Annotated in this window: 24 protein-coding genes; 11 read left to right on the forward strand and 13 right to left on the reverse strand. The window is 62.2% G+C overall.

The window, feature by feature from the left end; translation table 11 throughout:
* Window positions 1–37: 37 nt before the first annotated feature.
* From rplS to rpsP, 4 genes are all read right to left on the reverse strand, one after another.
* Entirely contained in the window at window positions 38–418 is a 381-nt protein-coding gene (gene rplS / locus ACE3P0_RS05125) for a 50S ribosomal protein L19 (protein WP_374400530.1), read from the reverse strand.
* Between the two features lie 76 nt (window positions 419–494).
* The gene (trmD, locus tag ACE3P0_RS05130; RefSeq protein WP_374400532.1) at window positions 495–1,268 is read right to left on the reverse strand and encodes a tRNA (guanosine(37)-N1)-methyltransferase TrmD; all 774 of its coding nucleotides are present in this window, start codon (window positions 1,266–1,268) and stop codon (window positions 495–497) included.
* A 32-nt stretch (window positions 1,269–1,300) separates the two neighbouring features.
* Window positions 1,301–1,807, reverse strand: coding sequence for a ribosome maturation factor RimM (gene rimM / locus ACE3P0_RS05135; RefSeq protein WP_374400534.1), 507 nt, complete (start codon window positions 1,805–1,807; stop codon window positions 1,301–1,303).
* Window positions 1,808–1,830: 23 nt separating this feature from the next.
* Window positions 1,831–2,079 carry a 30S ribosomal protein S16 gene (rpsP, locus tag ACE3P0_RS05140; protein ID WP_374400536.1) on the reverse strand — a complete coding sequence of 83 codons (249 nt, stop codon included), beginning with the start codon at window positions 2,077–2,079 and terminating at the stop codon, window positions 1,831–1,833.
* 182 nt (window positions 2,080–2,261) lie between these two features.
* Between rpsP and ACE3P0_RS05145 the strand changes: the two genes are divergently transcribed.
* A complete protein-coding gene (locus ACE3P0_RS05145; protein ID WP_374400538.1) occupies window positions 2,262–3,746 on the forward strand; it encodes a hypothetical protein in 1,485 nt (494 codons plus the stop codon).
* On the opposite strand, the gene ACE3P0_RS05150 is transcribed toward ACE3P0_RS05145, so the two are convergent.
* Window positions 3,734–4,972, reverse strand: a complete 1,239-nt coding sequence (locus ACE3P0_RS05150) for a YihY family inner membrane protein (protein ID WP_374400540.1) — start codon at window positions 4,970–4,972, stop codon at window positions 3,734–3,736. The genes ACE3P0_RS05145 and ACE3P0_RS05150 overlap by 13 nt on opposite strands.
* Before the next feature lie 18 nt (window positions 4,973–4,990).
* On the opposite strand from ACE3P0_RS05150, the gene wrbA reads away from it, so the two are divergent.
* Both wrbA and ACE3P0_RS05160 read left to right on the forward strand, forming a co-directional pair.
* Window positions 4,991–5,593 (forward strand): NAD(P)H:quinone oxidoreductase, encoded by a 603-nt coding sequence (gene wrbA / locus ACE3P0_RS05155; protein WP_374400542.1) that lies wholly within the window; start codon window positions 4,991–4,993, stop codon window positions 5,591–5,593.
* Complete coding sequence (locus tag ACE3P0_RS05160) at window positions 5,590–5,955, forward strand: DUF2069 domain-containing protein (protein ID WP_374400544.1); 366 nt, start codon at window positions 5,590–5,592, stop codon at window positions 5,953–5,955. The genes wrbA and ACE3P0_RS05160 overlap by 4 nt, the downstream gene beginning before the upstream one ends.
* Window positions 5,956–5,987: 32 nt before the next feature.
* Here the strand turns inward: ACE3P0_RS05160 and ACE3P0_RS05165 are convergent, their stop codons facing one another.
* From ACE3P0_RS05165 to ACE3P0_RS05185, 5 genes are all read right to left on the reverse strand, one after another.
* Entirely contained in the window at window positions 5,988–7,532 is a 1,545-nt protein-coding gene (locus ACE3P0_RS05165; RefSeq protein WP_374400546.1) for a 2-isopropylmalate synthase, read from the reverse strand.
* Window positions 7,533–7,594: 62 nt separating this feature from the next.
* Window positions 7,595–8,347 carry a CDP-diacylglycerol--serine O-phosphatidyltransferase gene (gene pssA, locus ACE3P0_RS05170; protein ID WP_374400548.1) on the reverse strand — a complete coding sequence of 251 codons (753 nt, stop codon included), beginning with the start codon at window positions 8,345–8,347 and terminating at the stop codon, window positions 7,595–7,597.
* 181 nt (window positions 8,348–8,528) lie between these two features.
* Complete coding sequence (gene ilvC, locus ACE3P0_RS05175) at window positions 8,529–9,545, reverse strand: ketol-acid reductoisomerase (protein ID WP_374400550.1); 1,017 nt, start codon at window positions 9,543–9,545, stop codon at window positions 8,529–8,531.
* A gap of 34 nt (window positions 9,546–9,579) precedes the next feature.
* A complete protein-coding gene (ilvN, locus tag ACE3P0_RS05180; RefSeq protein ID WP_374400551.1) occupies window positions 9,580–10,071 on the reverse strand; it encodes an acetolactate synthase small subunit in 492 nt (163 codons plus the stop codon).
* 141 nt (window positions 10,072–10,212) lie between these two features.
* On the reverse strand, window positions 10,213–11,922 hold the full coding sequence (locus ACE3P0_RS05185; protein ID WP_374400553.1) for an acetolactate synthase 3 catalytic subunit: 1,710 nt from the start codon (window positions 11,920–11,922) through the stop codon (window positions 10,213–10,215).
* Window positions 11,923–12,066: 144 nt separating this feature from the next.
* Here ACE3P0_RS05185 and ACE3P0_RS05190 point away from each other — a divergent pair, with 144 nt between their 5' ends.
* The 4 genes from ACE3P0_RS05190 to ACE3P0_RS05205 all read left to right on the forward strand — a co-directional run bounded on the left by ACE3P0_RS05190 (window position 12,067) and on the right by ACE3P0_RS05205 (window position 14,045).
* Complete coding sequence (locus ACE3P0_RS05190) at window positions 12,067–12,621, forward strand: RNA polymerase sigma factor (RefSeq protein ID WP_374400698.1); 555 nt, start codon at window positions 12,067–12,069, stop codon at window positions 12,619–12,621.
* Window positions 12,618–12,998, forward strand: coding sequence for a DUF3619 family protein (locus tag ACE3P0_RS05195; RefSeq protein ID WP_374400555.1), 381 nt, complete (start codon window positions 12,618–12,620; stop codon window positions 12,996–12,998). The genes ACE3P0_RS05190 and ACE3P0_RS05195 overlap by 4 nt, the downstream gene beginning before the upstream one ends.
* Window positions 12,968–13,549 carry a DUF3106 domain-containing protein gene (locus ACE3P0_RS05200; RefSeq protein ID WP_374400557.1) on the forward strand — a complete coding sequence of 194 codons (582 nt, stop codon included), beginning with the start codon at window positions 12,968–12,970 and terminating at the stop codon, window positions 13,547–13,549. Before ACE3P0_RS05195 ends, ACE3P0_RS05200 begins: the two co-directional genes overlap by 31 nt.
* Before the next feature lie 103 nt (window positions 13,550–13,652).
* Complete coding sequence (locus ACE3P0_RS05205; RefSeq protein WP_374400559.1) at window positions 13,653–14,045, forward strand: RDD family protein; 393 nt, start codon at window positions 13,653–13,655, stop codon at window positions 14,043–14,045.
* Window positions 14,046–14,065: 20 nt separating this feature from the next.
* Here ACE3P0_RS05205 and lptG read toward each other — a convergent pair whose 3' ends face one another.
* Both lptG and lptF read right to left on the reverse strand, forming a co-directional pair.
* Window positions 14,066–15,139 carry an LPS export ABC transporter permease LptG gene (lptG, locus tag ACE3P0_RS05210; protein WP_374400561.1) on the reverse strand — a complete coding sequence of 358 codons (1,074 nt, stop codon included), beginning with the start codon at window positions 15,137–15,139 and terminating at the stop codon, window positions 14,066–14,068.
* Window positions 15,136–16,212 (reverse strand): LPS export ABC transporter permease LptF, encoded by a 1,077-nt coding sequence (gene lptF, locus ACE3P0_RS05215; RefSeq protein WP_374400563.1) that lies wholly within the window; start codon window positions 16,210–16,212, stop codon window positions 15,136–15,138. The genes lptG and lptF overlap by 4 nt, the downstream gene beginning before the upstream one ends.
* A 92-nt stretch (window positions 16,213–16,304) precedes the next feature.
* On the opposite strand from lptF, the gene ACE3P0_RS05220 reads away from it, so the two are divergent.
* From ACE3P0_RS05220 to ACE3P0_RS05235, 4 genes are all read left to right on the forward strand, one after another.
* Complete coding sequence (locus ACE3P0_RS05220; RefSeq protein ID WP_374400565.1) at window positions 16,305–17,798, forward strand: leucyl aminopeptidase; 1,494 nt, start codon at window positions 16,305–16,307, stop codon at window positions 17,796–17,798.
* Window positions 17,799–17,814: 16 nt separating this feature from the next.
* Entirely contained in the window at window positions 17,815–18,246 is a 432-nt protein-coding gene (locus ACE3P0_RS05225; protein ID WP_374400567.1) for a DNA polymerase III subunit chi, read from the forward strand.
* Entirely contained in the window at window positions 18,243–18,830 is a 588-nt protein-coding gene (locus ACE3P0_RS05230) for a hypothetical protein (protein ID WP_374400569.1), read from the forward strand. The genes ACE3P0_RS05225 and ACE3P0_RS05230 overlap by 4 nt, the downstream gene beginning before the upstream one ends.
* 94 nt (window positions 18,831–18,924) lie before the next feature.
* Complete coding sequence (locus tag ACE3P0_RS05235) at window positions 18,925–21,783, forward strand: valine--tRNA ligase (protein WP_374400571.1); 2,859 nt, start codon at window positions 18,925–18,927, stop codon at window positions 21,781–21,783.
* Window positions 21,784–21,906: 123 nt separating this feature from the next.
* On the opposite strand, the gene ACE3P0_RS05240 is transcribed toward ACE3P0_RS05235, so the two are convergent.
* Window positions 21,907–22,971: a porin gene (locus tag ACE3P0_RS05240; protein ID WP_374400573.1), complete on the reverse strand. Its 1,065-nt coding sequence runs from the start codon at window positions 22,969–22,971 to the stop codon at window positions 21,907–21,909.

The raw sequence follows: 22,971 nt of genomic DNA on the forward strand, positions 1-22,971 counted from the left end.
GCGTTGTGCGACACAGCGAGTGCTGCGTGGCGACCGATTACTCGGCTGCCTTCGCGGCAGCGCGGGTCGGCAGCTTTTCCTTGATACGTGCGGACTTGCCCGAACGCTCGCGGAGGTAGTAGAGCTTGGCACGGCGCACGTCACCACGACGCTTGACTTCGATCGCGGCAACCAGCGGCGAGTAGGTCTGGAACGTACGCTCAACGCCTTCGCCCGACGAGATCTTTCGGACGATGAAAGCCGAGTTCAGGCCACGGTTACGCTTGGCGATCACGACGCCCTCGTAAGCCTGCAGACGCTCACGGTTACCTTCCTTGACCTTCACCTGAACGACCACGGTATCGCCTGGGGCGAACTCGGGGATCGTCTTGCCAAGGCGGGCAATCTCTTCTTGTTCCAGTTGCTGAATCAGATTCATCGCGTATCTCCTAAGATTGATCAGTGGCCAGTGGCCTCACACGCAGAGCAGGTCGCCACCTGGTACGTGCCTTTCTTCATTCGGAAACGTTGCCATTCCCAGTTTTTGGCGCTTCCGCCTGCTCCTGCCGGTATTCAGCCAGCAGTCGCACTTCTTCCTTGCTCAAGCTGCGCGCTTGGAGCAGATCCGGCCGCCGTTCAGCGGTCCGCCCAAGCGCCTGCTTCAGACGCCAGCGCCGAATCCGCGCATGGTCACCCGACAGCAAGACCTCGGGCACCGGGTCGTCTTGCCACATCTCCGGCCGGGTGTAATGCGGGCAGTCCAAGAGACCATCCACAAACGAGTCCTCAACCGCAGATGCCGCGTCATTAAGCGCCCCGGGCAAATGCCGCACCAGCGCATCAATCAGCAGCATTGCCGGCAACTCACCGCCTGACACCACAAAGTCGCCGATCGACACTTCCAGATCGACATGGCGGTCGATCAAGCGCTGATCAACCCCTTCGTAGCGCCCGCACAGCAAGACCAATGCATCTTCTTCAACCAGCTCGCGCACCAGATCATGGTTCAGCGTGCGACCCTGCGGCGACAGGTAGACAACCTTGCCTGCTCGACCAACTCGATCACTCTGGGCGGACTTCGCAGCCTCGATTGCAGACTGCAAAGGGTCACCCAACATCACCATTCCGGGGCCGCCGCCGTAAGGGCGGTCATCCACCGTGCGATGATTGTCGAACGCATAGTCACGAGGATTCCAGCAATCGAGTTGCCACAATCCCCGGTCAATCGCCCGCCGCGTGATGCCGCTTCCGGTCAACGCAGTGAACATCTCCGGAAACAGCGTCACCACACCATAGTGGCGAGGGCGCTGTGCGAGCGAACTCACCAATCGGCTTCCCAATCAACGCGAATCCGCTTTTCGGCGAGATTCACGTCCAGCACATAAGCGCCAACGAAGGGGATCAAGCGTTCGGTGTCGCCGTCCTGCACCTGGAGCACATCATGCGCCCCGGTACTCAACAAACCACTGACCGACCCCAGCGCAACACCGGCAGTGTTCTGCACCGCCAGCCCGACCAAGTCGGCCCAGTAATACTCATCCAACCCGGTGGCAGGCAGCGCTTCGCGCGGTGCGGCGATGTACAGACCGACGAGCTTTTCAGCCGCAGTACGATCCGCAACGCCGACAAACGCAGCGACAATGCCTCTTCCGTGCGCCTTACAACCACGAAGGCGATACGGCTGCCACGCCGATTCCGGCGCATCAGGATCCGCACACAACCACCACTGCGGCATTGTGCGCCAAGAAACAGGATCATCCCCGAAGGCATGAACCTTGACCCAACCCTGAATGCTGAACGGGTCCGCGATGCGACCGAGCACAATCATCGGCGCCCGCTCCAGCGAATCAATCAGGCCGAAACCTTTGCGCCCTTAACCAGACGAGCAACGGTCGGCGACAGCAGCGCGCCGTTGCTCTGCCAGTAGGCAAGGCGTTCGGCATTGACGACCAGACCCTTTTCGGATTCGTTGGCCATCGGGTTGTAGAAGCCAACGCGCTCGATGAAGCGGCCGTCACGGCGGCTACGCGAGTCGGTTGCAACGATGTTGAAGAACGGGCGCTTCTTGGCGCCGCCCCGGGCAAGGCGAATCACAACCATGTCGAAATCCTGTATGCGGTGTGCAGAAAAGCTCGCCAAAATACCAGATCCCGGCCTTGTCTGCAAGAACGGGCGTACGAGGGCACTCTAGCGGCCCACCGCGCGGCCGCCAGCTGCACAAGGGTCGACGAACTTTCAGGATTCGCTAATAGAATAGCGGGACTCAACCTGACCGCCCCGCAATGACTTCGACCACCGCCGAATCCGGTAGCACCCCAGCGATCCTGGACTGGCTCGCCACGCAACCGTCTGCGGATCTGGCGGACGAGGCGGTGCAGATTCGCCGGCAGCTCGACCAACTGACGACCCCGGGCGTAGCGCCGACGCAGTTTCACCGCTGCATTGAGCTGTTTTACGGTCGCGCCCTGCGTGCAGGCAGCGAACTCAAGCCACGGCTATGCGAAGCCGGCCTGCCGCTCGACCGGAACCTGCACACGACAGCTCGCCAGGTGGTCGAGGCAATGTGCGCAATCGCGGGCGGTTTTCTGCAGGTCGCCGGCCATGTCCGCAGCGGCGCCATTCGGCCGCAACCGCGCCTGATCGAAACACTCGCCGCGCGCGGCCTGCGCATGCTGAGTGAGGCATGGGAAATTGCCGGTCTGTCCGGCGGCATGCATGTGGCGGAGTTGTGGCCATTGTCGGTGTCGCTGATTTCCGCCGCAGGGGACGAGCCGGTACCGAGCGACGCGAGCGGCGAGAGCGCGCAGTTCGCATTCAAACGGCTTGTCTCGCTTGGAACACTGCAGCTTGAGCGCTTTTCGCAGGCCGAAATCGGCTGGATTTGCGAGTACCTGAACCGGGTCGCCACGCTGCTCCAACTTGAACTCAAGGCCCCTGCAGCCCCCGATAACGGCTGGTACTGGATCGCTGCAGTCAGCGACGACGGGCCTCAGGCGGTTGTTCGACACACGCCACCTGCCGGGCAGCAGCTTGTTTTTGCCTCGCCCACGGCACTGGCGAAACGCGTCGCCGAGCACTTGGCGCGGCTGGAAGCCGGCCAACAACCGTTTGAATTGAATCTGCCGCGGGTGGCGATCGGCGTTCAACCGCTATCACTACTGCAACGGCTGCGCAGCGAGTGGGCGATTCCGGTCAAACGCGAGCAACCGCGCCGCAAGACGCAATACACGGTGCAGGCCTGCACCGGCATACCTGCGATCTGGGACATCATGCGCGGCGACACGCCGCAGCGCGACGGCGCGGTGCAGGAATGGCAGGTCATCAACGAAAGCCCGGGCGGCTTTGCGATCATGCATGTCGCAGGCGTCGCTGCCGGTTTGGCGGCAGGTACTGCGGTGGCCCTGAGGCGTGACGACGAGCAGCCGTGGAGCGTGTGCGTGGTCCGCTGGATTCGCAGCGAAAATCCGTCGCAAATCGAGCTTGGCCTGCAAATCGTCTCGACCGGCGCTACGCCAGTGACGGTTGGCTTCCGTGGCGCACGAGAACGCCCGAGCAAAATGGTCAAGGCGCTCGTGTTGCCAGCGATGCCGGCGCTGCGTCACCACCCGGCGATCCTTGCACCAACTGGTACCTATACTTCGCGGCGGTTCGCGCTGGTGTCGGATCTCGATCGGGTTTATATCGCGCAAGGTCGGCTGCTAAGCCTCGATATGCAGACCGCCAACATCGAACTGTTCCAGTTCGAGATCGACCCCTATCCGATCTGATCCGCGCTCGGCCGCTCAAGCACGCCGGCAAGCGCTGCTGCGATCTGCTCCGCCGACTGCACCGCATCCGGCTGATCGCCCTTGGACAGGCGAACCAGATCGGCTGCGGACAGAACAAACCGGTTGAATAGCTGCCCCGCACTTACAGACCCTGCAGCACCGACCAGCAGCCAAGCGCCGTCGTCACTCTCGCAAACCCAACCGGCTTCGCGCATCGATTCAAGCATCGCGTCAGTCTCCTCAATCCTCTGTCGCGACGCGGCAGCGAGATCGGCAAGACTGGACACCACGCTCGCCCGTTGGGCCTGTTCAAGCGCGGCAAGCAGACGCGTGCTCGCGTAGAAGCGCCCCGCCACCGTCGCAGGGAGCACTCGCCGATGCGCGAGGAAATCAGGTATCACCGCGGTGATCATGGCGCCAACGAGAATCACCAGCCAAGTTGAATACAACCAGACCAGAAAGATCGGGATGGCGGAGAAAGTACCGTACAGAAGCGTGTAGCTCGGAAAGCGTGCAAAGTACACGCCAAGCAATCGCTGCAGCAACACGATACCGACGCCGGCGAACACACCGCCAGCCAGCGCATGTCGTGGATTGATGCGGCGATTGGGCATCGCGAAGAAAAGGTACGAAAACAATGCCGAGAACAGCAGCATCGGCATCATCCGTAACACGATGCTACGCAGCCATTGCGGCTCATCCACCGCACCAAGCGAGGCCGTGACCGCGAACGTCGTCGCGGCAATGCTCGCCGCCAGCACGACCGGACCAAAGGTAATCGCGAGCCAGAACAATGCGATCCGGTTCCAGACTGGTCGTGGTCGCCTGACCTGCCAGATCGCATTGAAGGAGCGATCGATCGTCATCAACAACAGGACGGCGGTCGCAATCAGCGCAACACCACCAAATAGCGTGAGATCCCCCGCCTTCTGCGAGAACTGCACTGCATAGGTGGCGATGACCTTGCCTGCCTTGTCTGGAAGCAGGTTGGAGAGCAGGAAGACCTTCAGCGTGGTACCCAACTGCGCGAACATCGGCAGCTGCCTCATGACCGTGAAGCTCACCGCAACGAGCGGTACGAGCGACAGCAGCGTGGTGAAGGTGAGACTGCTCGCGACGAGCGAGCCACGCACTTCCTTGAAGCGATCGATCAGCAGTTCAAGAAAACGGCGAATCTCGCTTATCCAGCGGCCCCACTCCCTGCCCTGCGTATAATCCGCCCGCATTCTATCGATCCATCTCCGATGAAAGAAATCCTGGTTCTCTACTACAGCCATCGCGGCTCAGTGCGTGCCATCGCCGAACAGATCGCGCTCGGCATCGATTCCAGCGGCATCGTCGCCGCGCGGCTGCGCACCGTACCACGGGTCAGCAGCAACATCGAAGCGCACGAGGCGTCGATCCCGGACAGTGGCCCGCCCTACGCCGAACATTCCGATCTAGAAGAATGCATCGGTCTCGCACTCGGCAGCCCCACGCGCTTCGGCAACATGGCTGCACCGATGAAGTACTTTCTTGATGGCACGTCCGCGCAATGGCTATCTGGTGCGCTGGCAGGCAAGCCCGCTTGCGTATTCACCGCCACCGGCACCCTGCACGGTGGCCAGGAGACCACCCTGCTGTCGATGATGCTACCTCTGTTTCATCATGGCGCACTTGTGCTTGGCCTGCCGTACACCGAGAGTGACCTGCACAGCACGCGGAGCGGTGGCTCGCCCTACGGCGCGAGTCATGTATCGGGGCCACAAGGCGATGCCCGTTTGTCGGATGCAGAGCGCCGCCTCGCCTTCGCGCAAGGGCGACGGCTAGCGGACGTTGCTGCACGCCTTGCAGGCGTAGCACGATGAACGCCCGGCAACTGCAATGGCTTAGTATTGGTCTGCTGCTGAGCCTGACTGCGCTCTGCCTGACATGGGAACTCTGGCTCGCGCCCCTGAGGCCCGGCGGATCATGGCTGGTACTGAAAGTATTGCCGCTTTTGCTTCCGCTGCGCGGCATGCTGCATGGGCGCCGTTACACCTTCCAGTGGACGACCTTGATGATCTGGCTGTACTTCACCGAAGGCGTCGTTCGCGCGACCAGCGATCGCGGCCTGTCCGCCGGTCTCGCAGCCATCGAAACCGCGCTCGCACTGGGACTCTTCATCAGTTGTGCCGCCTACTCGCGCGTCAGCGCGCCGTCGCGGAACAGCGGTGCCACCACCCACTAAAACAATCGGGCGCCCAGGGCGCCCGATTTTGTTTACACCGTTTCCGCTTGTGGATTCAGCTTCTCTGACCCCGCCTGCAGCTTGTTCAGCGCATTCAGATAGGCCTTCGCCGACGCGATGATGATGTCGGTATCGGCGCCCTGGCCATTGACGACACGGTTCTCTCGCGCCAGACGCACGGTGACCTCGCCCTGCGCGTCGGTACCGGTAGTGATCGCGTTCACCGAATACAGCTGAAGCGTCGCGCCACTCTTGGCAACCGCCTCGATCGCACGGAACGCCGCATCAACCGGCCCGCTGCCTTCGGATTCGGACTTCAGCTCCTGACCATCAACCGATAACGTCAGCGCGGCAGTCGGCGTTTCGCCCGTTTCGGAGTGGAACTTCGCCGACACCAGCTTGTAGTGTTCGCGCTCGAGCTCCTGCGCCTCGTCCGACATCAGGGCCTGCAGATCCTCATCGAAGATCTCGCTCTTCTTGTCGGCCAGATCCTTGAAGCGCGCAAAAGCGTGGTTGAGCTGCTCTTCCGACTCAACCACAATACCCAGCTCGTCAAGCCGCTTGCGGAAAGCGTTGCGCCCCGACAGCTTGCCCAGCGTAAGACGGTTGGTGGTCCAGCCCACATCTTCCGGACGCATGATCTCGTAGGTTTCGCGATGCTTCAGTACGCCATCCTGATGGATACCCGACTCGTGCGAGAACGCGTTGGCGCCCACGATGGCCTTGTTTGGCTGCACCGGATAACCGGTGATCGTCGAAACCAGCTTGGAACTGGCGACGATCTGGCTCGCATCGATACCCGTCTCGACGGCGAACACATCCGGCCGCGTCCGCACTGCCATCACCACCTCTTCAAGCGATGCATTACCCGCACGCTCGCCGAGGCCGTTGATGGTGCATTCGACCTGACGCGCGCCCGCCTGCACCGCGGCAAGCGAATTCGCCACCGCCATGCCCAGGTCGTTGTGGCAGTGTGTCGACCAGATCACCTTGCCGGCGCCCGGCACCCGCTCGATCAGCGCGCGGAAACGATCGCCCCACAACGCAGGCACGGCATAACCCACGGTATCCGGCACATTGATCGTTTTGGCTCCCGCCTTGATCACCGCATCGAAGATACGCACCAAGAAATCCATCTCGGAGCGGACCGCATCCTCCGCCGAAAACTCGACGTCATCGGTGTACTGAAGCGCCTGCTTGACCGCCGCAACCGCCGCCTCGACCACCTGATCGGGCTGCATGCGCAGCTTCTTTTCCATGTGAATCGGACTGGTCGCGATGAAGGTATGAATACGGCCCCGCGCCGCCGGCCGGATCGCCTCGCCCGCCGCACGCACGTCGCGCTCATTGGCGCGCGCCAGCGAGCAGACGGTGGAGTCCTTGATGACCTCGGCAATTGCGCGAATCGCCTCGGCATCGCCGGGGCTCGCGGCCGCGAAACCTGCTTCGATCACATCCACACGCAGGCGCTCAAGCTGGCGTGCGATGCGCAGCTTCTCGTCGCGCGTCATCGCCGCGCCGGGGCTCTGTTCGCCGTCGCGCAAGGTCGTGTCGAAAACTACCAGACGGTCCTTCATCGTTTCCTCTCCCGGGCCTCACTCAGCCCATCAGACGCCGGCCATGCAGCCGGACCACGCATTCAGGGTTTGCGGCGCACCAGTTGCCAGGCAGCCATCACATAGCCGGATAGCGCGTAAGCGACAAACAAGCCAAACAGCACCCCAGGCGGATAGCTCGAAATCGCGAGAAACACGCCCACCATGGCGAGCACAACCGCAAATGGCACCGAGCGCCGCAGGTTGATGTCCTTGCCACTCCAGAACTTCACGTTGCTGACCATCGTAAGGCCGGCAAAGATGGTGACCACACAGGCCAGCCAGCGAATCTCGCTCGGATCGATCGAGTGGCCGATCATGACCCAGACGAAACCCGCAACCAAGGCTGCCGCCGCCGGTGAAGGCAGGCCCTGAAAATAGCGTTTGTCGACCACGTCGATGTTGGTATTGAAGCGTGCGAGCCGAAGCGCAGCACCGGCGCAGTAAACAAATGCAGCGATCCAGCCGAGTTTTCCCAGATCCTTCAACGCCCACTCATACACCACCAGCGACGGCGCCACGCCAAACGACACCATGTCGGACAGCGAGTCATATTCAGCACCGAACTCACTCTGCGTATGCGTCAGGCGGGCAACTCGGCCATCAAGGCCGTCCAGCACCATGGCGACGAATATCGCGACGGCCGAATACTCGAAGCGCCCGTTCATCGCCTGCACAATGGCGTAGAACCCCGCGAAAAGCGCGCCAGTCGTGAAAAGATTCGGGAGGATATAAATGCCGCGACGACGGATCAGCGTATCGCGAGGCATCAGCCGGGGTGGGCGCAACTTGGTCATGCAGTTCTGATGGGTCAGAGTAGCGCCGTGCCGCAGTCAAACATGCGCACCGCCGGCACCAACCGCTCTCAAATGGATAAGCCCTCGATGGTACCAGAGCGTTTCCGCCGCAATCCACGGCAGGTATCTTCGGAAACGAAAACGGCCACCCGAGGGTGGCCGTTCGCGGCAAATAAATCGATCAGTTCTTCGACTGGTCGACCAACTTGTTAGCCTTGATCCACGGCATCATGTCGCGCAGCTGGCCACCGACCGTCTCGATCGGATGCACAGCGTTGAGACGACGACGTGCAGTCATCGACGGGTAGTTGGTCTTGCCTTCGAGGATGAACATCTTCGCGTACTCGCCGGTCTGGATGCGCTTGAGCGCATTGCGCATGGCTTCGCGCGACTGAGCGTTGATGACTTCCGGGCCGGTCACGTACTCGCCGTACTCGGCGTTGTTCGAGATCGAGTAGTTCATGTTGGCGATGCCGCCTTCATACATCAGGTCGACGATCAGCTTGAGCTCGTGCAGGCACTCGAAGTAAGCCATTTCCGGCGCGTAACCGGCTTCGGTCAGGGTCTCGAAGCCCATCTTGACCAGCTCGACAGCGCCGCCGCACAGCACGGCCTGCTCGCCGAAGAGGTCAGTCTCGGTCTCTTCGCGGAAGTTGGTTTCGATCACGCCGCCTTTGGTGCCGCCGTTCGCCGCTGCGTACGACAGTGCGATGTCGCGCGCCTTGCCCGACTTGTCCTGGTGCACCGCGATCAGCGACGGCACGCCGCCACCCTTCAGGTACTCGGAACGCACCGTATGGCCCGGGCCCTTCGGCGCCACCATGATCACGTCCAGATCCGCACGCGGCACGACCTGGTTGTAGTGCACGTTGAAACCGTGCGCGAAGGCCAGCGTCGCGCCTTGCTTGATGTTCGGTTCGACGTCGTTCTTGTAAACCTCGGGGATGTTCTCGTCCGGCAGCAGGATCATGACCAGATCCGCGCTCTTGACGGCATCCGCCACCTCGGCAACCTTCAGTCCCGCGCCAGCGGCCTTGGCCCACGAAGCTCCGTTCTTGCGCAGACCAACCGTCACATTGACGCCGGAGTCGCGCAGGTTTTGTGCGTGCGCATGACCTTGCGAGCCATAACCAACGATGGTGACCTGCTTGCCCTTGATCAGCGAGAGGTCGGCGTCCTTGTCGTAATAAACCTTCATGGCATTTCCTTGAATAGCGTGTGAATGGGGCAAATCAGATCTTGAGCACGCGGTCGCCGCGGCCCACGCCGCAGACGCCGGAGCGCACGGTTTCCAGAATCAGGTCGCGATCGATCGCGCCGACAAAGGAATTGAGCTTGTCCTGCGTACCGGTCAGCTCGATCACGTAGCTCGAATCGGTCACGTCGATGATGCGACCGCGGAAGATCTCCGCCATGCGCTTCATTTCTTCGCGATCCTTGCCGGTGGCGCGCACCTTGACCAGCATGAGCTCGCGCTCGATGTGGGCGGCCTCGGAAATATCCACGACCTTGACGACATCAATCAGCTTGTTCAGCTGTTTGGTGATCTGCTCGATGATGTCATCCGAACCCGACGTGACGATCGTCATGCGCGAAAGCGAAGGATCCTCGGTCGGCGCCACGGTCAGCGACTCGATGTTGTAGCCACGCGCAGAAAACAGCCCGGATACACGCGACAGCGCGCCAGCCTCGTTTTCGAGCAGCAATGAAATGACGTGTCTCATAAGTCTTGCCTGCTTGTGAGCACACTGCAGGACGGCCACGGAAAGCCCTCGGGTGGCCTTCCGCCGCCCAGCATGCCGGTAAGCGCGCTGGGCGGGTGCCGCCGCGGTTGAGCGACACCCCGTTCTTACGGTGCGCGGGTGTTACAGATCCTCGGACGACAGGATCATCTCGGTGAGACCCTTGCCGCCCTGGACCATCGGGAACACGTTTTCGGTCGGATCGACCTGGAAGTCCAGGAAGACCAGATCGTTCTTGCGACTGAATGCTTCGCGGATCGCGCCTTCCACGTCGCCCGGCTTCTCGACACGAATGCCGACATGCCCGTAGGCCTCGGCAAGCTTGGCAAAGTCCGGCAATGAATCCATGTAGGACTCCGAATACCGGTTACCGTGGAAGAACTGCTGCCACTGGCGAACCATGCCCAGATAGCGGTTGTTCAGGCTCAGCACCTTGATCGGCAAGCGATACTGCTTGCAGGTCGAGAGCTCCTGAATACACATCTGGATCGACCCTTCACCAGTGATCACGGCGACTGGCTTTTCCGGATGCGCGAGCTGAACGCCCATCGCCGCCGGCAGGCCAAAACCCATGGTACCCAGGCCGCCCGAGTTCACCCAGCGACGCGGCTTGTCGAATTTGTAGTACTGGGCCGCCCACATCTGGTGCTGACCCACATCCGACGTCACGAACGCATCGCCGTTGGTGATCTTCCACAGCGTCTCGACGACGAACTGCGGCTTGATGACCTCGGTGCTGTTCTTGTAGCTCAGCGAATTGCGGCCACGCCACTCTTCGATCTGCTTCCACCACGGCGCGATCTGGGCCGGGTTCGGGCGATCACCCGACGACTCCAGCATCTTGATCATGTCATCCAGCACGTCGGCGAGGTTGCCGACGATCGGCACATCCACCTTGACACGCTTGGAAATCGACGACGGGTCGATGTCGACGTGAATGATCTTGCGCGGCTCCGACTGGAAATGCGCCGGGTTGCCGATCACGCGGTCATCGAAACGCGCACCGATCGCGAGCAGCACATCACTGTGGTGCATCGCCATATTGGCTTCGACGGTACCGTGCATGCCGAGCATGCCGAGGTTCTGGCGATCGGTGGCGGGATAGCCACCAAGCCCCATCAGCGTATTCGTCACCGGAAAGCCGAGCAGACGCGTCAGCTTCGTCAGCTTTTCAGCTGCGTCGGCCAGAATCACCCCGCCACCGGCGTAGATCATGGGACGCTTGGCTTCGAGCAACAGCCCAAGCGCCTTGCGGATCTGCCCCTGATGGCCCTTCACGATCGGGTTGTAGGAGCGCAAGGTCACCGACTTCGGATACTCGTACTCGCACTTGTGCGCCGACACATCCTTCGGAATGTCGACGAGCACAGGGCCAGGACGTCCGGTCTTGGCGAGGAAAAAGGCCTTCTTGATCGTCGAAGCAATGTCGCGGACATCCTTGACGAGGAAGTTGTGCTTGACGCACGGACGGGTGATCCCGACGGTGTCGACTTCCTGGAAAGCATCTTGACCAATGGCGGCAGTCGGGACTTGCCCGCTGATGATCACCATCGGAATCGAATCACAATAAGCGGTCGCGATACCGGTCACGGCGTTGGTGACGCCCGGGCCGGAAGTTACGAGCGCAACGCCCACCTTGTCAGTGGAGCGTGCGTAGCCATCCGCAGCGTGTACGGCGGCCTGCTCATGGCGAACCAGCACGTGACGAACCTTGTCCTGCTTGGACAGTTCGTCGTAGAGGAAAAGCACGGCGCCGCCGGGATAGCCGAAAACATACTCGACCTTTTCCTCCTGCAGACACCTGATTACAATCTCCGCACCAGTCAAAACCATTGCAGCACCCAAAAAAGACAGAAGCCCCTCCGGAGGGAGGGGGATGTACATTGTCAACGGTGTGCAACGGATTGGTCAAGGCATCCTCGCTGCAGCACACCATGAAGCGGCGACGGCCACACGAGGTTTCACCTGGCTTCCCGGATCGAACTTTCAGACTTTCTCTCCAGCATTGAGCGTCGGGCCTTCAAGCAGGCCTTTTTTGCGCTGCGGGATGAGGACACGGCGCTCGACGTCGTGCAGGACGCCATGATGAAACTGGCCGAACGCTATGGCGATCGGCCAGCGGAGGAATTCGGCGCGCTGTTCCAGCGCATCCTGCAAAACGGGATCAACGATCATTTCCGCCGCAGCAAGGTGCGGAATTTGTGGACCACTCTGCTCTCGGCGTTTTCGCCTGACAACGAAGACGACGCGGGCGATCCGCTCGAGACGCTCGGCGCCGAATCCGATATTGCGGCCTTCAAGGCGCCGCACCTGCAGGAAGAACAGCGACAGACGCTAGGCGTCATCGAACAGGAAATTGCGAAATTGCCACCACGTCAACGGGAAGCCTTCCTCATGCGTTACTGGGAGGAAATGGATATAGCCGAGACGGCCGCGGCGATGGGCTGCACCGAAGGCAGTGTCAAGACACACTGCTCGCGGGCAACGCACACGCTGGCGGCCGCATTGCGTGCCCGGGGGATCGAGCCATGAACACAGAAGACATTGTTGCCAAGCGGATCGTTGCAACGCTTGACCGTAGCCTTGGCGGCCTGGACCCGCAGATTCAGACACGCCTGCAGCTCGCGCGCCGCGCGGCACTGGAACATCAGCGCGCTCACTCGAGCGGCCTGAGCCTTGCCGGCGTCGGCCGAACCCTGACCGACCTGTGGAGTACCCATAGCCGCCTGGCCATGGTAACGCTGACGGCCATCCTGATGCTCGTCGCAGCCGACACGCTGCGCGACAGCGTTATGAGCTCGGAGCTCGAAGAGGTCGACAGCGCGCTGCTCTCAGACGACCTGCCGATCGACGCCTACCTTGATCACGGATTTGACCGATGGCTCAAGCCGGACGATTCAGCCAGCTGAGGGTCTGGCTGATAGTCCTGGCGCTGCTGGTTGCGCCCCTCGCGGGCGCAACGACGCCAGCGCCGGATTGGGCCGCGCTTACGCCGGAGCAACGCGTCATCCTCGCACCGCTGGAAAAAGAGTGGCCTGCCATGGGACCGACTCGCCGCACCAAGTGGATCGGCATCGCAGCCCGCTTCCCTGACATGACACCCAACGAGCGCGATCGCATCACGCGCCGAATGGAGTCGTGGGCTCAGCTGACACCGGAAGAGCGGAAGAAGGCACGCGATCAATACAAGCGGCTGCAGAAGCTGCCGAGCGACCAGCGCCCCGCCCTGCGGCAGCAATGGGATGCTTACAAGAATCTGCCGGACGACGAAAAAGACAAACTGCGTTCGCGTACGCCCCGCACAAAACCCAGCATGGGCGGAGCGATTCCGCAGGAATGGCTCATCCCGCCCTACCTGCGGCCCTATCGCGCCCAACTTCGCCCGCCGCCCCCGCCGCCGGTAGAACCGGCGCCAGAGCCCGCACCGCTACTCCCGGAGGCGCTGTACCCGCGCTATTAACCCGCTGCCCCGTCACAGGTGACGGCAGCACACTCAGAAGATCACCGTGACCAAAGATCGCCCCGCCGCCGAACTGGCCGGCTTGCGCCGGCGCCTTGCCTGCATGCTTTACGAAGCGCTGCTACTGCTCGGCGTGCTTGCTTTCGCCTTTCTTTTGCCGCAGATGATTCTCGGCATGATGACGAAGATGCTCCCGCCTGGCTGGGCCAGCCTTTTGCACGTATTCGTCGTACTCGGACTGTACTTCTATGTGCTGTGGGGGCGAAACGGCCAGACACTAGCGATGCAGACTTGGCGACTGCAGGTCGTCGACGCACAAAGTGGCAAGCTGCCAAGCCCCTCCCAGCGGCTGATCCGCTATGCGCTGGCTTGGCCGTCGCTGCTGTTTTTGGGCGCGGGACTGCTGTGGAGTTTCTTTGATCGCGACGGTCAGTTTCTGCATGACCGCTTCGCCGGCACCTGCGTCGTCTTGCTGCCCGGCCGGCCCGGCGATTAACGATAAGCCGCAGCGGAACGTCAGCGGCGCTCGACCCACCAGAGCATTCCCGCTGTTGCGAGCAGGAACAACAGGCTGGGCGCAAGGGCACTCACAGCCGGGGGCCAGCCATTGATGACACCAAGGTTAGTGAACAACCCGTTCAACAAGTGGAAGGTCATGCCGATCACCACGCCGAGCAACACCTTCGCGCCGACGGCGCCGCTGCGGTGATGTATGAACGCGAAAGGCAAGGCTAGGCACATCATCACGATGGATGCGAACGGGTAGACCAGCTTCTTCCACACCGCAACTTCATGGCGCCCGGTCTTCTGGTTGTTGTCCTTCAGATGCTGCACATACGGAATCAGTGTCTTCAGCGCCATCCGCTCAGGCGCCACCATCACGACACTGACCAACTCCGGCGTCAGCTCTGACTGCCACTGCATCGTCGGCAAGCGCTCCAGCACCGTTCGATCAGCGAGGAACTGCGTCCGCTTCACATCGGCCAAGCGCCAACCTTCGCGCGGCTTGTATTCACCGCTCGCAGCCTCGGACAGCGATACCAGACGCAGATCCTTGTCGAATTCGTAGATCCGCACACCTTCAAGACCTTTGTCCGGCTGCACACGCTGCGCATTGACGAACAAGCGCCCGTCGCGCACCCAGAAGCCGGACTTCAGCTCCTGCGGCAAGGTCGAATTCGTACTGCGCAAACGCCACTTTTGCGCGATGCGCTCCAGCGGCGGCGCGACGAATTCGCCCAACACGAAGGTCATTCCCGCAAACAACAGCCCGATCTGGGCGATGACGATCACGGCACGCCGCGTGGAAAGCCCAGCCGCCCGCATCGCCGTAATTTCAGAGTTGCGTGCTAGCTGGGTCAGGGCAAACAGGGTGCCGATCAGTGCAGCAATCGGGAAAATCTCGTAGGCACGACTGGGCAACGAGAGCGCGACGAAGATCAAAGCGTGCTTGAGCCGGTAACCCGCCTTGCCAACCTTGTCGAGCTCTTCGACCAGGTCAAAGAAACCGAACAGGGCAAGGAACGCGACCATCACAAGCGCGGATGCCGCGATGATTTCGAGACTGAGGTAGCGGCGGATCGTTTTCATCGGCGGAACAGGCGCGATAGCAACTGCATACGGTGCGCGAACATGCCGATCAGCAGCACCGCCATCGGCCCATGCAGGGCGGCAAGGCCCGCACCGAAGCCGATCTTGCCCTGCCCGATCCATGCTTGCATGACCTGCAAGAGACTGATGTAGGTGGAGAACACGAAGACCGCAAACAGCAGATTGACTGCCCGCCCCGCACGTGGATTCACGAAGGACAAAGGCACCGCAATCAGGGTCAGCACCAGCGCAGCCAGGGGCAAACCAAGACGCCACGACAACTCGCCGCGATTCTGTGGCGTCGGCACGGCAATCAACTGAGGTGTTGGCGTGATGCGCGGCGTCATCTCCAGCACGCCCACCTCTTTCGCCTCGATCCGGATCGCATAGGTATCGAAGCGTGTCACGCTGAACTCTGGCGTACCCGGCCTGCCGTCGTAACGACGCCCATCCTTCAGCACAGCGAAACGATCGCCATTCGGTTGAACCTCAACGGAACCGTGTGATGCAACGATAATCCTCAGGCGATCGGCCAAGGGCATCGACACGAAGACGTTCTTCACCTCGGCATCGTTTTCCGCCACAGACTCGACGAAGAACACGCGTCGCCCACCGGTATCCTCGCGGAAGGTACCGGGGGACACGCTGGATACATCATCCCGCGCCTCGAGCTGTTTGCGGTATTCCTGCGCGCGCCCTTGCGCCCAAGGGGAGAGATAGCCCGACAGCACCGCAATGACAGCAACGATCGGCAACGAAAACTTCAATACCGGGCTGATCCACGCCGACAAGGGCAAGCCGCTCGCGAACCAGACCACCATTTCGGAATCGCGGTACACGCGCGTCAGCGACATCAGCACCGAAATGAACAAGGTCAGCGCGAGCAAGGTGCCGAGGTGATTGAGTGCCGTAAATCCGATCAGCGACAGCACCGCGTCAGGCGGCAGCCGACCGCCTGCAGCCTGGCTGAGCAGGCGGATCAGGATCACGGTGAGCAGGATGAAGAACAGTGCAACGAAAATCGCCACCGCATTGGCGGCGAATTCGCGCATAGCTGCGCGCTGAAAGACCATTCGAGTAAGCGCCGGTGCGGTTTTGACGGCGCTGGAGGGACACGGGATAATCGTCCGCTCTGCGCGCAAGCGTCCATTGCCAGGAGCAATTGATGGAATTTAGCACGAAATCCGTAACCCCGGAAAAGCAGAAATGCGCGTGCCTCGTGGTCGGTGTATTCGCCGGGAAGACCCTCGGCGCCGTCGCCACCCGACTCGACGAAGCCAGTGCCGGGACTATCGCAAAGCTGATCGCCCGCGGCGATCTCGACGCCAAAGCCGGTGCGACGCTGATGCTGCACCACCTGCCGGGCGTTGCTGCCGAGCGCGTGCTGCTGGTGAGTTTCGGCAAGGAAGACGAGTTCAACGAAAAGGCTTATCGCAGCGCGCTGAGCGCTGCCGCGAAGGCGCTCGCGAACCTCAAGGCAAGCGACGCGGTTGTGACGCTGGCCGACGTCGAACTGAAGGGGCGCGACGCAAAGTGGCTCGCCGCCCAGGCCACGCAAATCCTGCGTGACGCTGCCTACAAGTACGACGCCCCTCGCGCGAAGAAGGATGACGAGAAGCGCGGCGCCGGCAAGATCACCCTCGCCTTCGCCGCCAAACCGAGCGCCGACGCCGCGCGCGGCGCAATCCAAGGCAGCGCGATTGCAGCGGGCATGGCGCTGGCGCGGGATCTGGGCAACCTGCCGGGCAACGTCTGCACGCCGAGCCACCTCGCCGACACGGCAAAGAAGCTCGCGAAAGAATTCAAGTCGATCAAGGTTGAAACCTTCGACAACGCCGGCATCGAAAAGCTGGGCATGGGCTCGTTCCTGTCCGTCACCAAGGGCTCGCACGAACCTGCACGCTTCATCGTGATGCAGTACCACGGCGCCAAGTCCAAGAAGGCCAAGCCGATCGTGCTGGTCGGCAAAGGTCTGACCTTCGATTCCGGAGGCATCTCGCTCAAGCCCGGCGAAGGCATGGACGAGATGAAATACGACATGTGCGGCGGCGCCTCGGTGCTGGGCACCTTCCGCGCGCTGGCGGAGCTCGAACTACCGATCAACGTGGTCGGCCTGATCCCGAGCACCGAGAACATGCCTGGCGGCTCTGCCGTGAAGCCGGGCGATGTGGTGACCTCCATGTCGGGTCAGACGATCGAGATCCTCAATACCGACGCCGAAGGCCGTCTGATCCTGTGCGACGCGCTGACCTACGCCGAGCGCTTCGAGCCGGAATGCGTGATCGACATTGCGACGCTCACCGGCGCCTGCGTGGTTGCCCTCGGCGCCCACACCAGCGGCCTGCTCGCGAACGACGATGATCTGGCGCGCGAACTGCTGGACGTCGGCGTCGCAGCCGGTGATCGCGCCTGGCAACTGCCGCTGTTCGACGAATACCAGGAACAGTTGAAGAGCAACTTTGCCGACATGGCGAACATCGGCGGCCGCGCTGGCGGCACCATCACGGCAGCGTGCTTCCTGTCGCGCTTTACGAAGGCCTACAAGTGGGCGCACCTTGATATCGCCGGCACTGCCTGGAAGTCCGGCGCCGACAAGGGATCCACAGGCCGTCCGGTGCCGCTGTTGACGCAGTTCCTTATCAAGCGCGCCGGCGCCTGATGAGATCGACCACACAGTGACCGAGGTCCGCTTCTTCCACAACGCGCCGGACAAGCTATCGGCGGCATGCCGATTGGCCGCCGCCGCGTACCGGCATGGACGCAAGGTCACCGTGTTTGCGCCCGAAGCGGGTCAGGCGGCCCGCTTCGATGCGCTGCTATGGACATTCCAGCCGTTGGCTTTCGTTCCTCATGTTCTGGGCTCATCACCGCTCGCGGCCGAGACGCCCGTATTGATCGAGACCGGTCTTGAGCGCCCACAACATCTGGACGTGCTGATCAATCTCGGCAACGAAGCCCCTCCCGCGTTCGAGCGCTTTTCCCAAGTGATAGAAATCGTCACGTCCGATCCGGTCGATCGCGGCCCCGCCCGCGCACGCTGGGCCTTCTATCGCGAGCGAGGGCTTGAACCGGAAGCAAACGACCTTTCCGCACGCGAGCGTTCATGACCCCTATCACCCCGAACGATGATCTGGACGCTTCGGACACCCTGTTGGTGAAGGCCGACGCGCTGATTCACCGGCATCGCTCAAGCACCCTGCCACAAGCCGACGACCTGCCGGTTCTGACCGACGTACTGGGCGAAGACCTACCGGTCCTCGACGACATCGCGGACGAAATCGCACTCGACGACGAACCGCTTGAAGCGCCATTACAACCTGCCGAGACGACCACGACGCCAGCGGCAAAACCCACCGCTCCTCCTGCGATCGTCGAACCCGACCCCGCGATCATCGCCGCTGCGGCCGATGCCGCCGCAAAAGCTGCGCGTGAAGAAGCCCTGGTCCAGGCCCAGGCGGCGCAGATGCGGATGGCCGAGCAACTGATCGAATTCGACGCTCACATCGCGCAGACACTCGAAAGCTGGATCAGCAACGAACTGCCGCAGATCGTCGCGGCGGAAGTCGACGGCATGGTGGAGCGCCTGCGGATCAAGACGCTGGCCCACATGCGCGCAACGCTGGTACCGGATCTGTCGCACAAGCTGTCCGAGCTGCTCGACGCGACGCTGAACACGCCCAGACAAGATTGACCCCCGCGGACGGTCGCCACCCTGCACCGCATCGGCGGCGGGGGCGGCCGTCCATTCGCTATAATCCAAGGTTTTGATTTTCCAGACGAAAATAATGGAACTCGCAAAGAGCTTCGAGCCCGCCGAGATCGAACGGCGCTGGTATGCAAACTGGGAACAGTCGGGCTACTTCAAGGCCGGTCTGGACAAGTCCAACCCCGACGCGTTCTGCATCCTGCTACCGCCGCCCAACGTCACGGGCACGCTGCACATGGGTCACGGCTTCAACCAGACAGTGATGGACGCGCTGACGCGCTACCACCGCATGCTGGGCCACAACACGCTGTGGCAGCCGGGCACCGACCACGCCGGCATCGCGACGCAGATCGTCGTCGAGCGCCAGCTCGATGCGCAGGGCGTGTCGCGCCACGATCTGGGCCGCGAGAAGTTCCTCGAAAAAGTGTGGGAGTGGAAGGAATACTCCGGCAACACCATCACGCAGCAGATGCGCCGCCTCGGCACCTCGCCCGACTGGTCGCGCGAGCGCTTCACGATGGACGCAGGCCTCTCGAAGATCGTCACCGAGACCTTCGTACGCCTCTACCGCGAAGGCCTGATCTACCGTGGCAAGCGTCTGGTGAACTGGGACCCGAAGCTGCACACCGCGGTGTCGGACCTGGAGGTGGTGTCCGAAGAGGAGGACGGCTTCCTGTGGCACCTGAGCTACCCGCTCACCGACGGCAGCGGCTCGCTGACCGTGGCCACCACGCGGCCCGAGACCATGCTCGGTGACACCGCCGTGATGGTGCACCCGGAAGATGAGCGCTACGCCCACCTGATCGGCAAGACCGTCACGCTACCGCTTGTCGGCCGCGAAGTGCCGATCATTGCCGACGAGTACGTGGACCGCGAGTTCGGCACCGGCGTCGTCAAGGTCACGCCTGCGCATGACCAGAACGACTACCAGGTCGGCCTGCGCCACAACCTGCCGATGATCATCGTGCTAACGCTCGAAGGCAGCGTACCGGCCGAAGGCACCGTGGTCACCGGCGGCAAGATCACGGGCAGCACGCCGCTGCCCGCCCATCTGGCCGGGCTGGACCGCTTCGAGGCGCGCAAGCAGGTCGTCGCCGGCTTCGAGGCGCTGGGCCTGCTCGGCGAAGTGAAACCGCACAAGTTGATGGTGCCGCGCGGTGACCGCACCGGCGTCGTCATCGAGCCGATGCTCACCGACCAGTGGTTCGTCGCGATGAGCAAGGCCGGCCCGGACGGCACTAGCATTGCCGGCAAGGCGCTGGAGTGCGTGGCTTCGGGCGAGATCAAGTTCGCGCCCGAGAACTGGGTGAACACCTACAACCAGTGGCTCAACAACATCCAGGACTGGTGCATCTCGCGCCAGCTGTGGTGGGGTCACCAGATTCCAGCGTGGTACGCCGACGATGGCCGCGTCTTCGTCGCGCATGACGAAGCGGAAGCTAAAGCGGTGGCCGCGGCCGATGGCTACACCGGAACCTTGAAGCGTGACGAGGACGTGCTCGACACCTGGTACTCGTCCGCCCTGTGGCCATTCAGCACCCTGGACTGGACGCCCGAGTGGCCGGCCAAGTCCAACGATGCGCTGGACCTCTACCTACCCTCGTCGGTGCTGGTCACCGGCTTCGACATCATCTTCTTCTGGGTCGCGCGCATGGTCATGATGACCAAGCACATCACCGGCAAGATCCCGTTCAAGACCGTGTACGTGCATGGCCTGGTGCGCGACGCCGAAGGCCAGAAGATGAGCAAGTCCAAGGGCAACGTGCTCGATCCGATCGACCTGATCGACGGCATCCAGCTCGACGACCTCGTCGCGAAACGCACCACCGGGCTGATGAACCCGAAGCAGGCCGCGCAGATCGAGAAGAAGACGCGCAAGGAATACCCGGAGGGCATCCCCGCCTTCGGTACCGATGCGCTGCGCTTCACCTTCGCGAGCCTCGCCACGCTGGGCCGCGACATCAAGTTCGACATGCAGCGCTGTGAGGGCTACCGCAACTTCTGCAACAAGCTGTGGAACGCCACGCGCTTCGTGCTGATGAACACCGAGGGCAAGGATTGCGGGCTCAACGAGCACGCACCGAGCGAGTGCAACGGTGCTTACCTCGCCTTCTCTGACGCCGACCGCTGGATCGTCTCGCGCCTGCAGCGCGCCGAGGCGGCCGTAGCCCAGCACTTCGCCGACTTCCGGCTCGATTTGCTGTCGAGCGAGATCTACACGCTGGTGTGGGACGAGTACTGCGACTGGTACCTCGAACTCGCCAAGGTGCAGATCAACACCGGCAACGAGGCGCAGCAACGCGCCACGCGCCGCACCCTGCTGCGCGTGCTGGAGACGATCATCCGCCTGGCACACCCGGTGATCCCCTTCATCACCGAAGAGCTGTGGCAGACCGTCGCCCCGCTCGCCGGCAAGAAGGACGCCGAGAGCCTGTGTCTGGTCGCCTACCCGCGCGCCAACGCCGAGCGTATCGACGAGAAGACCGAAGCCCGCATCGAGCAGCTCAAGGCGCTGGTCAGTGCGGTGCGCAGCCTGCGCGGCGAGATGAGCCTGTCGCCGGCGCAGAAGGTGCCGCTGATCGTCGCCGGCCCGGTCGCCGACGTCGAAGCCTTCGCGCCCTACCTGGCCTCGCTCGCCAAACTCGACAGCGTCACGGCTGCAGGCGATGCCCTACCCGCCTCGCCGGCGCCGGTGCAGATCGTTGGCGACTTCCGCCTGATGCTGAAGATCGAGATCGACGTCGCCGCCGAACGCGAGCGCGTCACCAAGGAGATCGCACGCATCGAGGGCGAGGTCACCAAGGCCAACGCCAAGCTCTCCAACGAGAGCTTCGTCGCCCGGGCGCCTGCGGCTGTGGTGGAGCAAGAGAAGAAGCGCGTCGCCGACTTCGGTGCCACGCTGGAAAAGCTGCGCGAGCAGCTCGCCCGCCTCGCCTAAACGGGACGGAGCATCAAAGAAAAACGGCACCGCAAGGTGCCGTTTTTCCTTCTGGCGTGGAATCTCCAAAACAAAAAAGAGGCGCCAACGGCGCCTCTATAAAGGGACTCGAGCACCTGATCTTTAGAACTTGTGGCGGACGCCCAGGTTGAAGCCGCTGCGGTAGTCGTTGAAGGTGTTGGAGCCATCCGAGACGCCGTACTTCACGCCGATCTTGTCGTCCGCATCGATGCGGGCGAACCCAAGATACATATCGGTGCGCTTCGAGAACGCGTAGGTACCACCGATACCGATCTGCGTCGCCTTCTCGTCCAGATCGTTCTTGTCCTTCGAGTAGGCATAGGACGCAAGCAGCGAGAAATTGCCGAAGGGCACGGTCGCGCCGAGCAGGTAGCGGTTGTACTTCTTCGGCTCTTTCGCGGCGCCGACAGGCGCGCTCTCAAGCTTCGGCTGCGCATAAGCACCCGAGATCTTTGCCACGCCGAAGTCGACAATGGCGCCCAGCTCAACCACGGTGTCGGTGGTGTACTTCGCCTTGTCGTAGTCGTGGCTATAGTTGGCAACTACCTTGAACATCTTGCCAAATTGCAGCTTCGGCGCGATCGCATAGAAGCGCTTGTCGCCCGCATTGGCGACCGCCTCGTCACCGCCACGGTTGAACGAGTAGATCGCATCAACCGAGAACACATCGCCGAAGTACGGCGTCGTGACATAGAAACCGTTGTTGATGCGGTCGTAGGTCTTCACATGCTGGAAGATGTTGCTCGCCTTGGCGACCTGGCCGTGCGAGAACGGATCGATGTCGCCATAGATCAGGTACTCGGGCGAATACTGGCGGCCCAGGCGAGCTTCAACCACGCCGGCGTCCAGCCCGACCCAGCTCTGACGGCCCCATGCAGCACCGCCCTGCGCAGCCGAACCCTGGTCGGCGTTGATGCCGGCCTCGATCACGAACTTGCCTTTCAGACCCGGCGAAATCTCCTCGACACCACGAAAGCCGAGGCGGGAACCGCTGGCAATACCACTGTCGAAACCGTTGCGGCCCGACTTGCTTGCATCGTAGTTGTCGGTGCGATAGGCGTAGCCCATGTCGACAAGGCCGTAAACCGTGACGCTGCTGTCGGCTGCCATGGCACTTCCGCTGATCAAGGCGACGGCGGCAAGTGCAATCTTCTGCTGATGTTTCAC

The organism is Niveibacterium sp. (assembly GCF_041909475.1).
Taxonomy (GTDB): Bacteria; Pseudomonadota; Gammaproteobacteria; order Burkholderiales; family Rhodocyclaceae; genus Niveibacterium.

Coding starts and splice junctions, on each gene's coding strand:
- rplS (WP_374400530.1), bottom strand. CDS start 418: ATGAATCTGATTCAGCAACTGGAACAAGAAGAGATTGCCCGCCTTGGC.
- rimM (WP_374400534.1), bottom strand. CDS start 1,807: ATGATTGTGCTCGGTCGCATCGCGGACCCGTTCAGCATTCAGGGTTGG.
- rpsP (WP_374400536.1), bottom strand. CDS start 2,079: ATGGTTGTGATTCGCCTTGCCCGGGGCGGCGCCAAGAAGCGCCCGTTC.
- ACE3P0_RS05145 (WP_374400538.1), top strand. CDS start 2,262: ATGACTTCGACCACCGCCGAATCCGGTAGCACCCCAGCGATCCTGGAC.
- ACE3P0_RS05150 (WP_374400540.1), bottom strand. CDS start 4,972: ATGCGGGCGGATTATACGCAGGGCAGGGAGTGGGGCCGCTGGATAAGC.
- wrbA (WP_374400542.1), top strand. CDS start 4,991: ATGAAAGAAATCCTGGTTCTCTACTACAGCCATCGCGGCTCAGTGCGT.
- ACE3P0_RS05160 (WP_374400544.1), top strand. CDS start 5,590: ATGAACGCCCGGCAACTGCAATGGCTTAGTATTGGTCTGCTGCTGAGC.
- ACE3P0_RS05165 (WP_374400546.1), bottom strand. CDS start 7,532: ATGAAGGACCGTCTGGTAGTTTTCGACACGACCTTGCGCGACGGCGAA.
- pssA (WP_374400548.1), bottom strand. CDS start 8,347: ATGACCAAGTTGCGCCCACCCCGGCTGATGCCTCGCGATACGCTGATC.
- ilvC (WP_374400550.1), bottom strand. CDS start 9,545: ATGAAGGTTTATTACGACAAGGACGCCGACCTCTCGCTGATCAAGGGC.
- ilvN (WP_374400551.1), bottom strand. CDS start 10,071: ATGAGACACGTCATTTCATTGCTGCTCGAAAACGAGGCTGGCGCGCTG.
- ACE3P0_RS05185 (WP_374400553.1), bottom strand. CDS start 11,922: ATGGTTTTGACTGGTGCGGAGATTGTAATCAGGTGTCTGCAGGAGGAA.
- ACE3P0_RS05195 (WP_374400555.1), top strand. CDS start 12,618: ATGAACACAGAAGACATTGTTGCCAAGCGGATCGTTGCAACGCTTGAC.
- ACE3P0_RS05200 (WP_374400557.1), top strand. CDS start 12,968: ATGGCTCAAGCCGGACGATTCAGCCAGCTGAGGGTCTGGCTGATAGTC.
- ACE3P0_RS05205 (WP_374400559.1), top strand. CDS start 13,653: ATGCTTTACGAAGCGCTGCTACTGCTCGGCGTGCTTGCTTTCGCCTTT.
- lptG (WP_374400561.1), bottom strand. CDS start 15,139: ATGAAAACGATCCGCCGCTACCTCAGTCTCGAAATCATCGCGGCATCC.
- lptF (WP_374400563.1), bottom strand. CDS start 16,212: ATGGTCTTTCAGCGCGCAGCTATGCGCGAATTCGCCGCCAATGCGGTG.
- ACE3P0_RS05220 (WP_374400565.1), top strand. CDS start 16,305: ATGGAATTTAGCACGAAATCCGTAACCCCGGAAAAGCAGAAATGCGCG.
- ACE3P0_RS05230 (WP_374400569.1), top strand. CDS start 18,243: ATGACCCCTATCACCCCGAACGATGATCTGGACGCTTCGGACACCCTG.
- ACE3P0_RS05235 (WP_374400571.1), top strand. CDS start 18,925: ATGGAACTCGCAAAGAGCTTCGAGCCCGCCGAGATCGAACGGCGCTGG.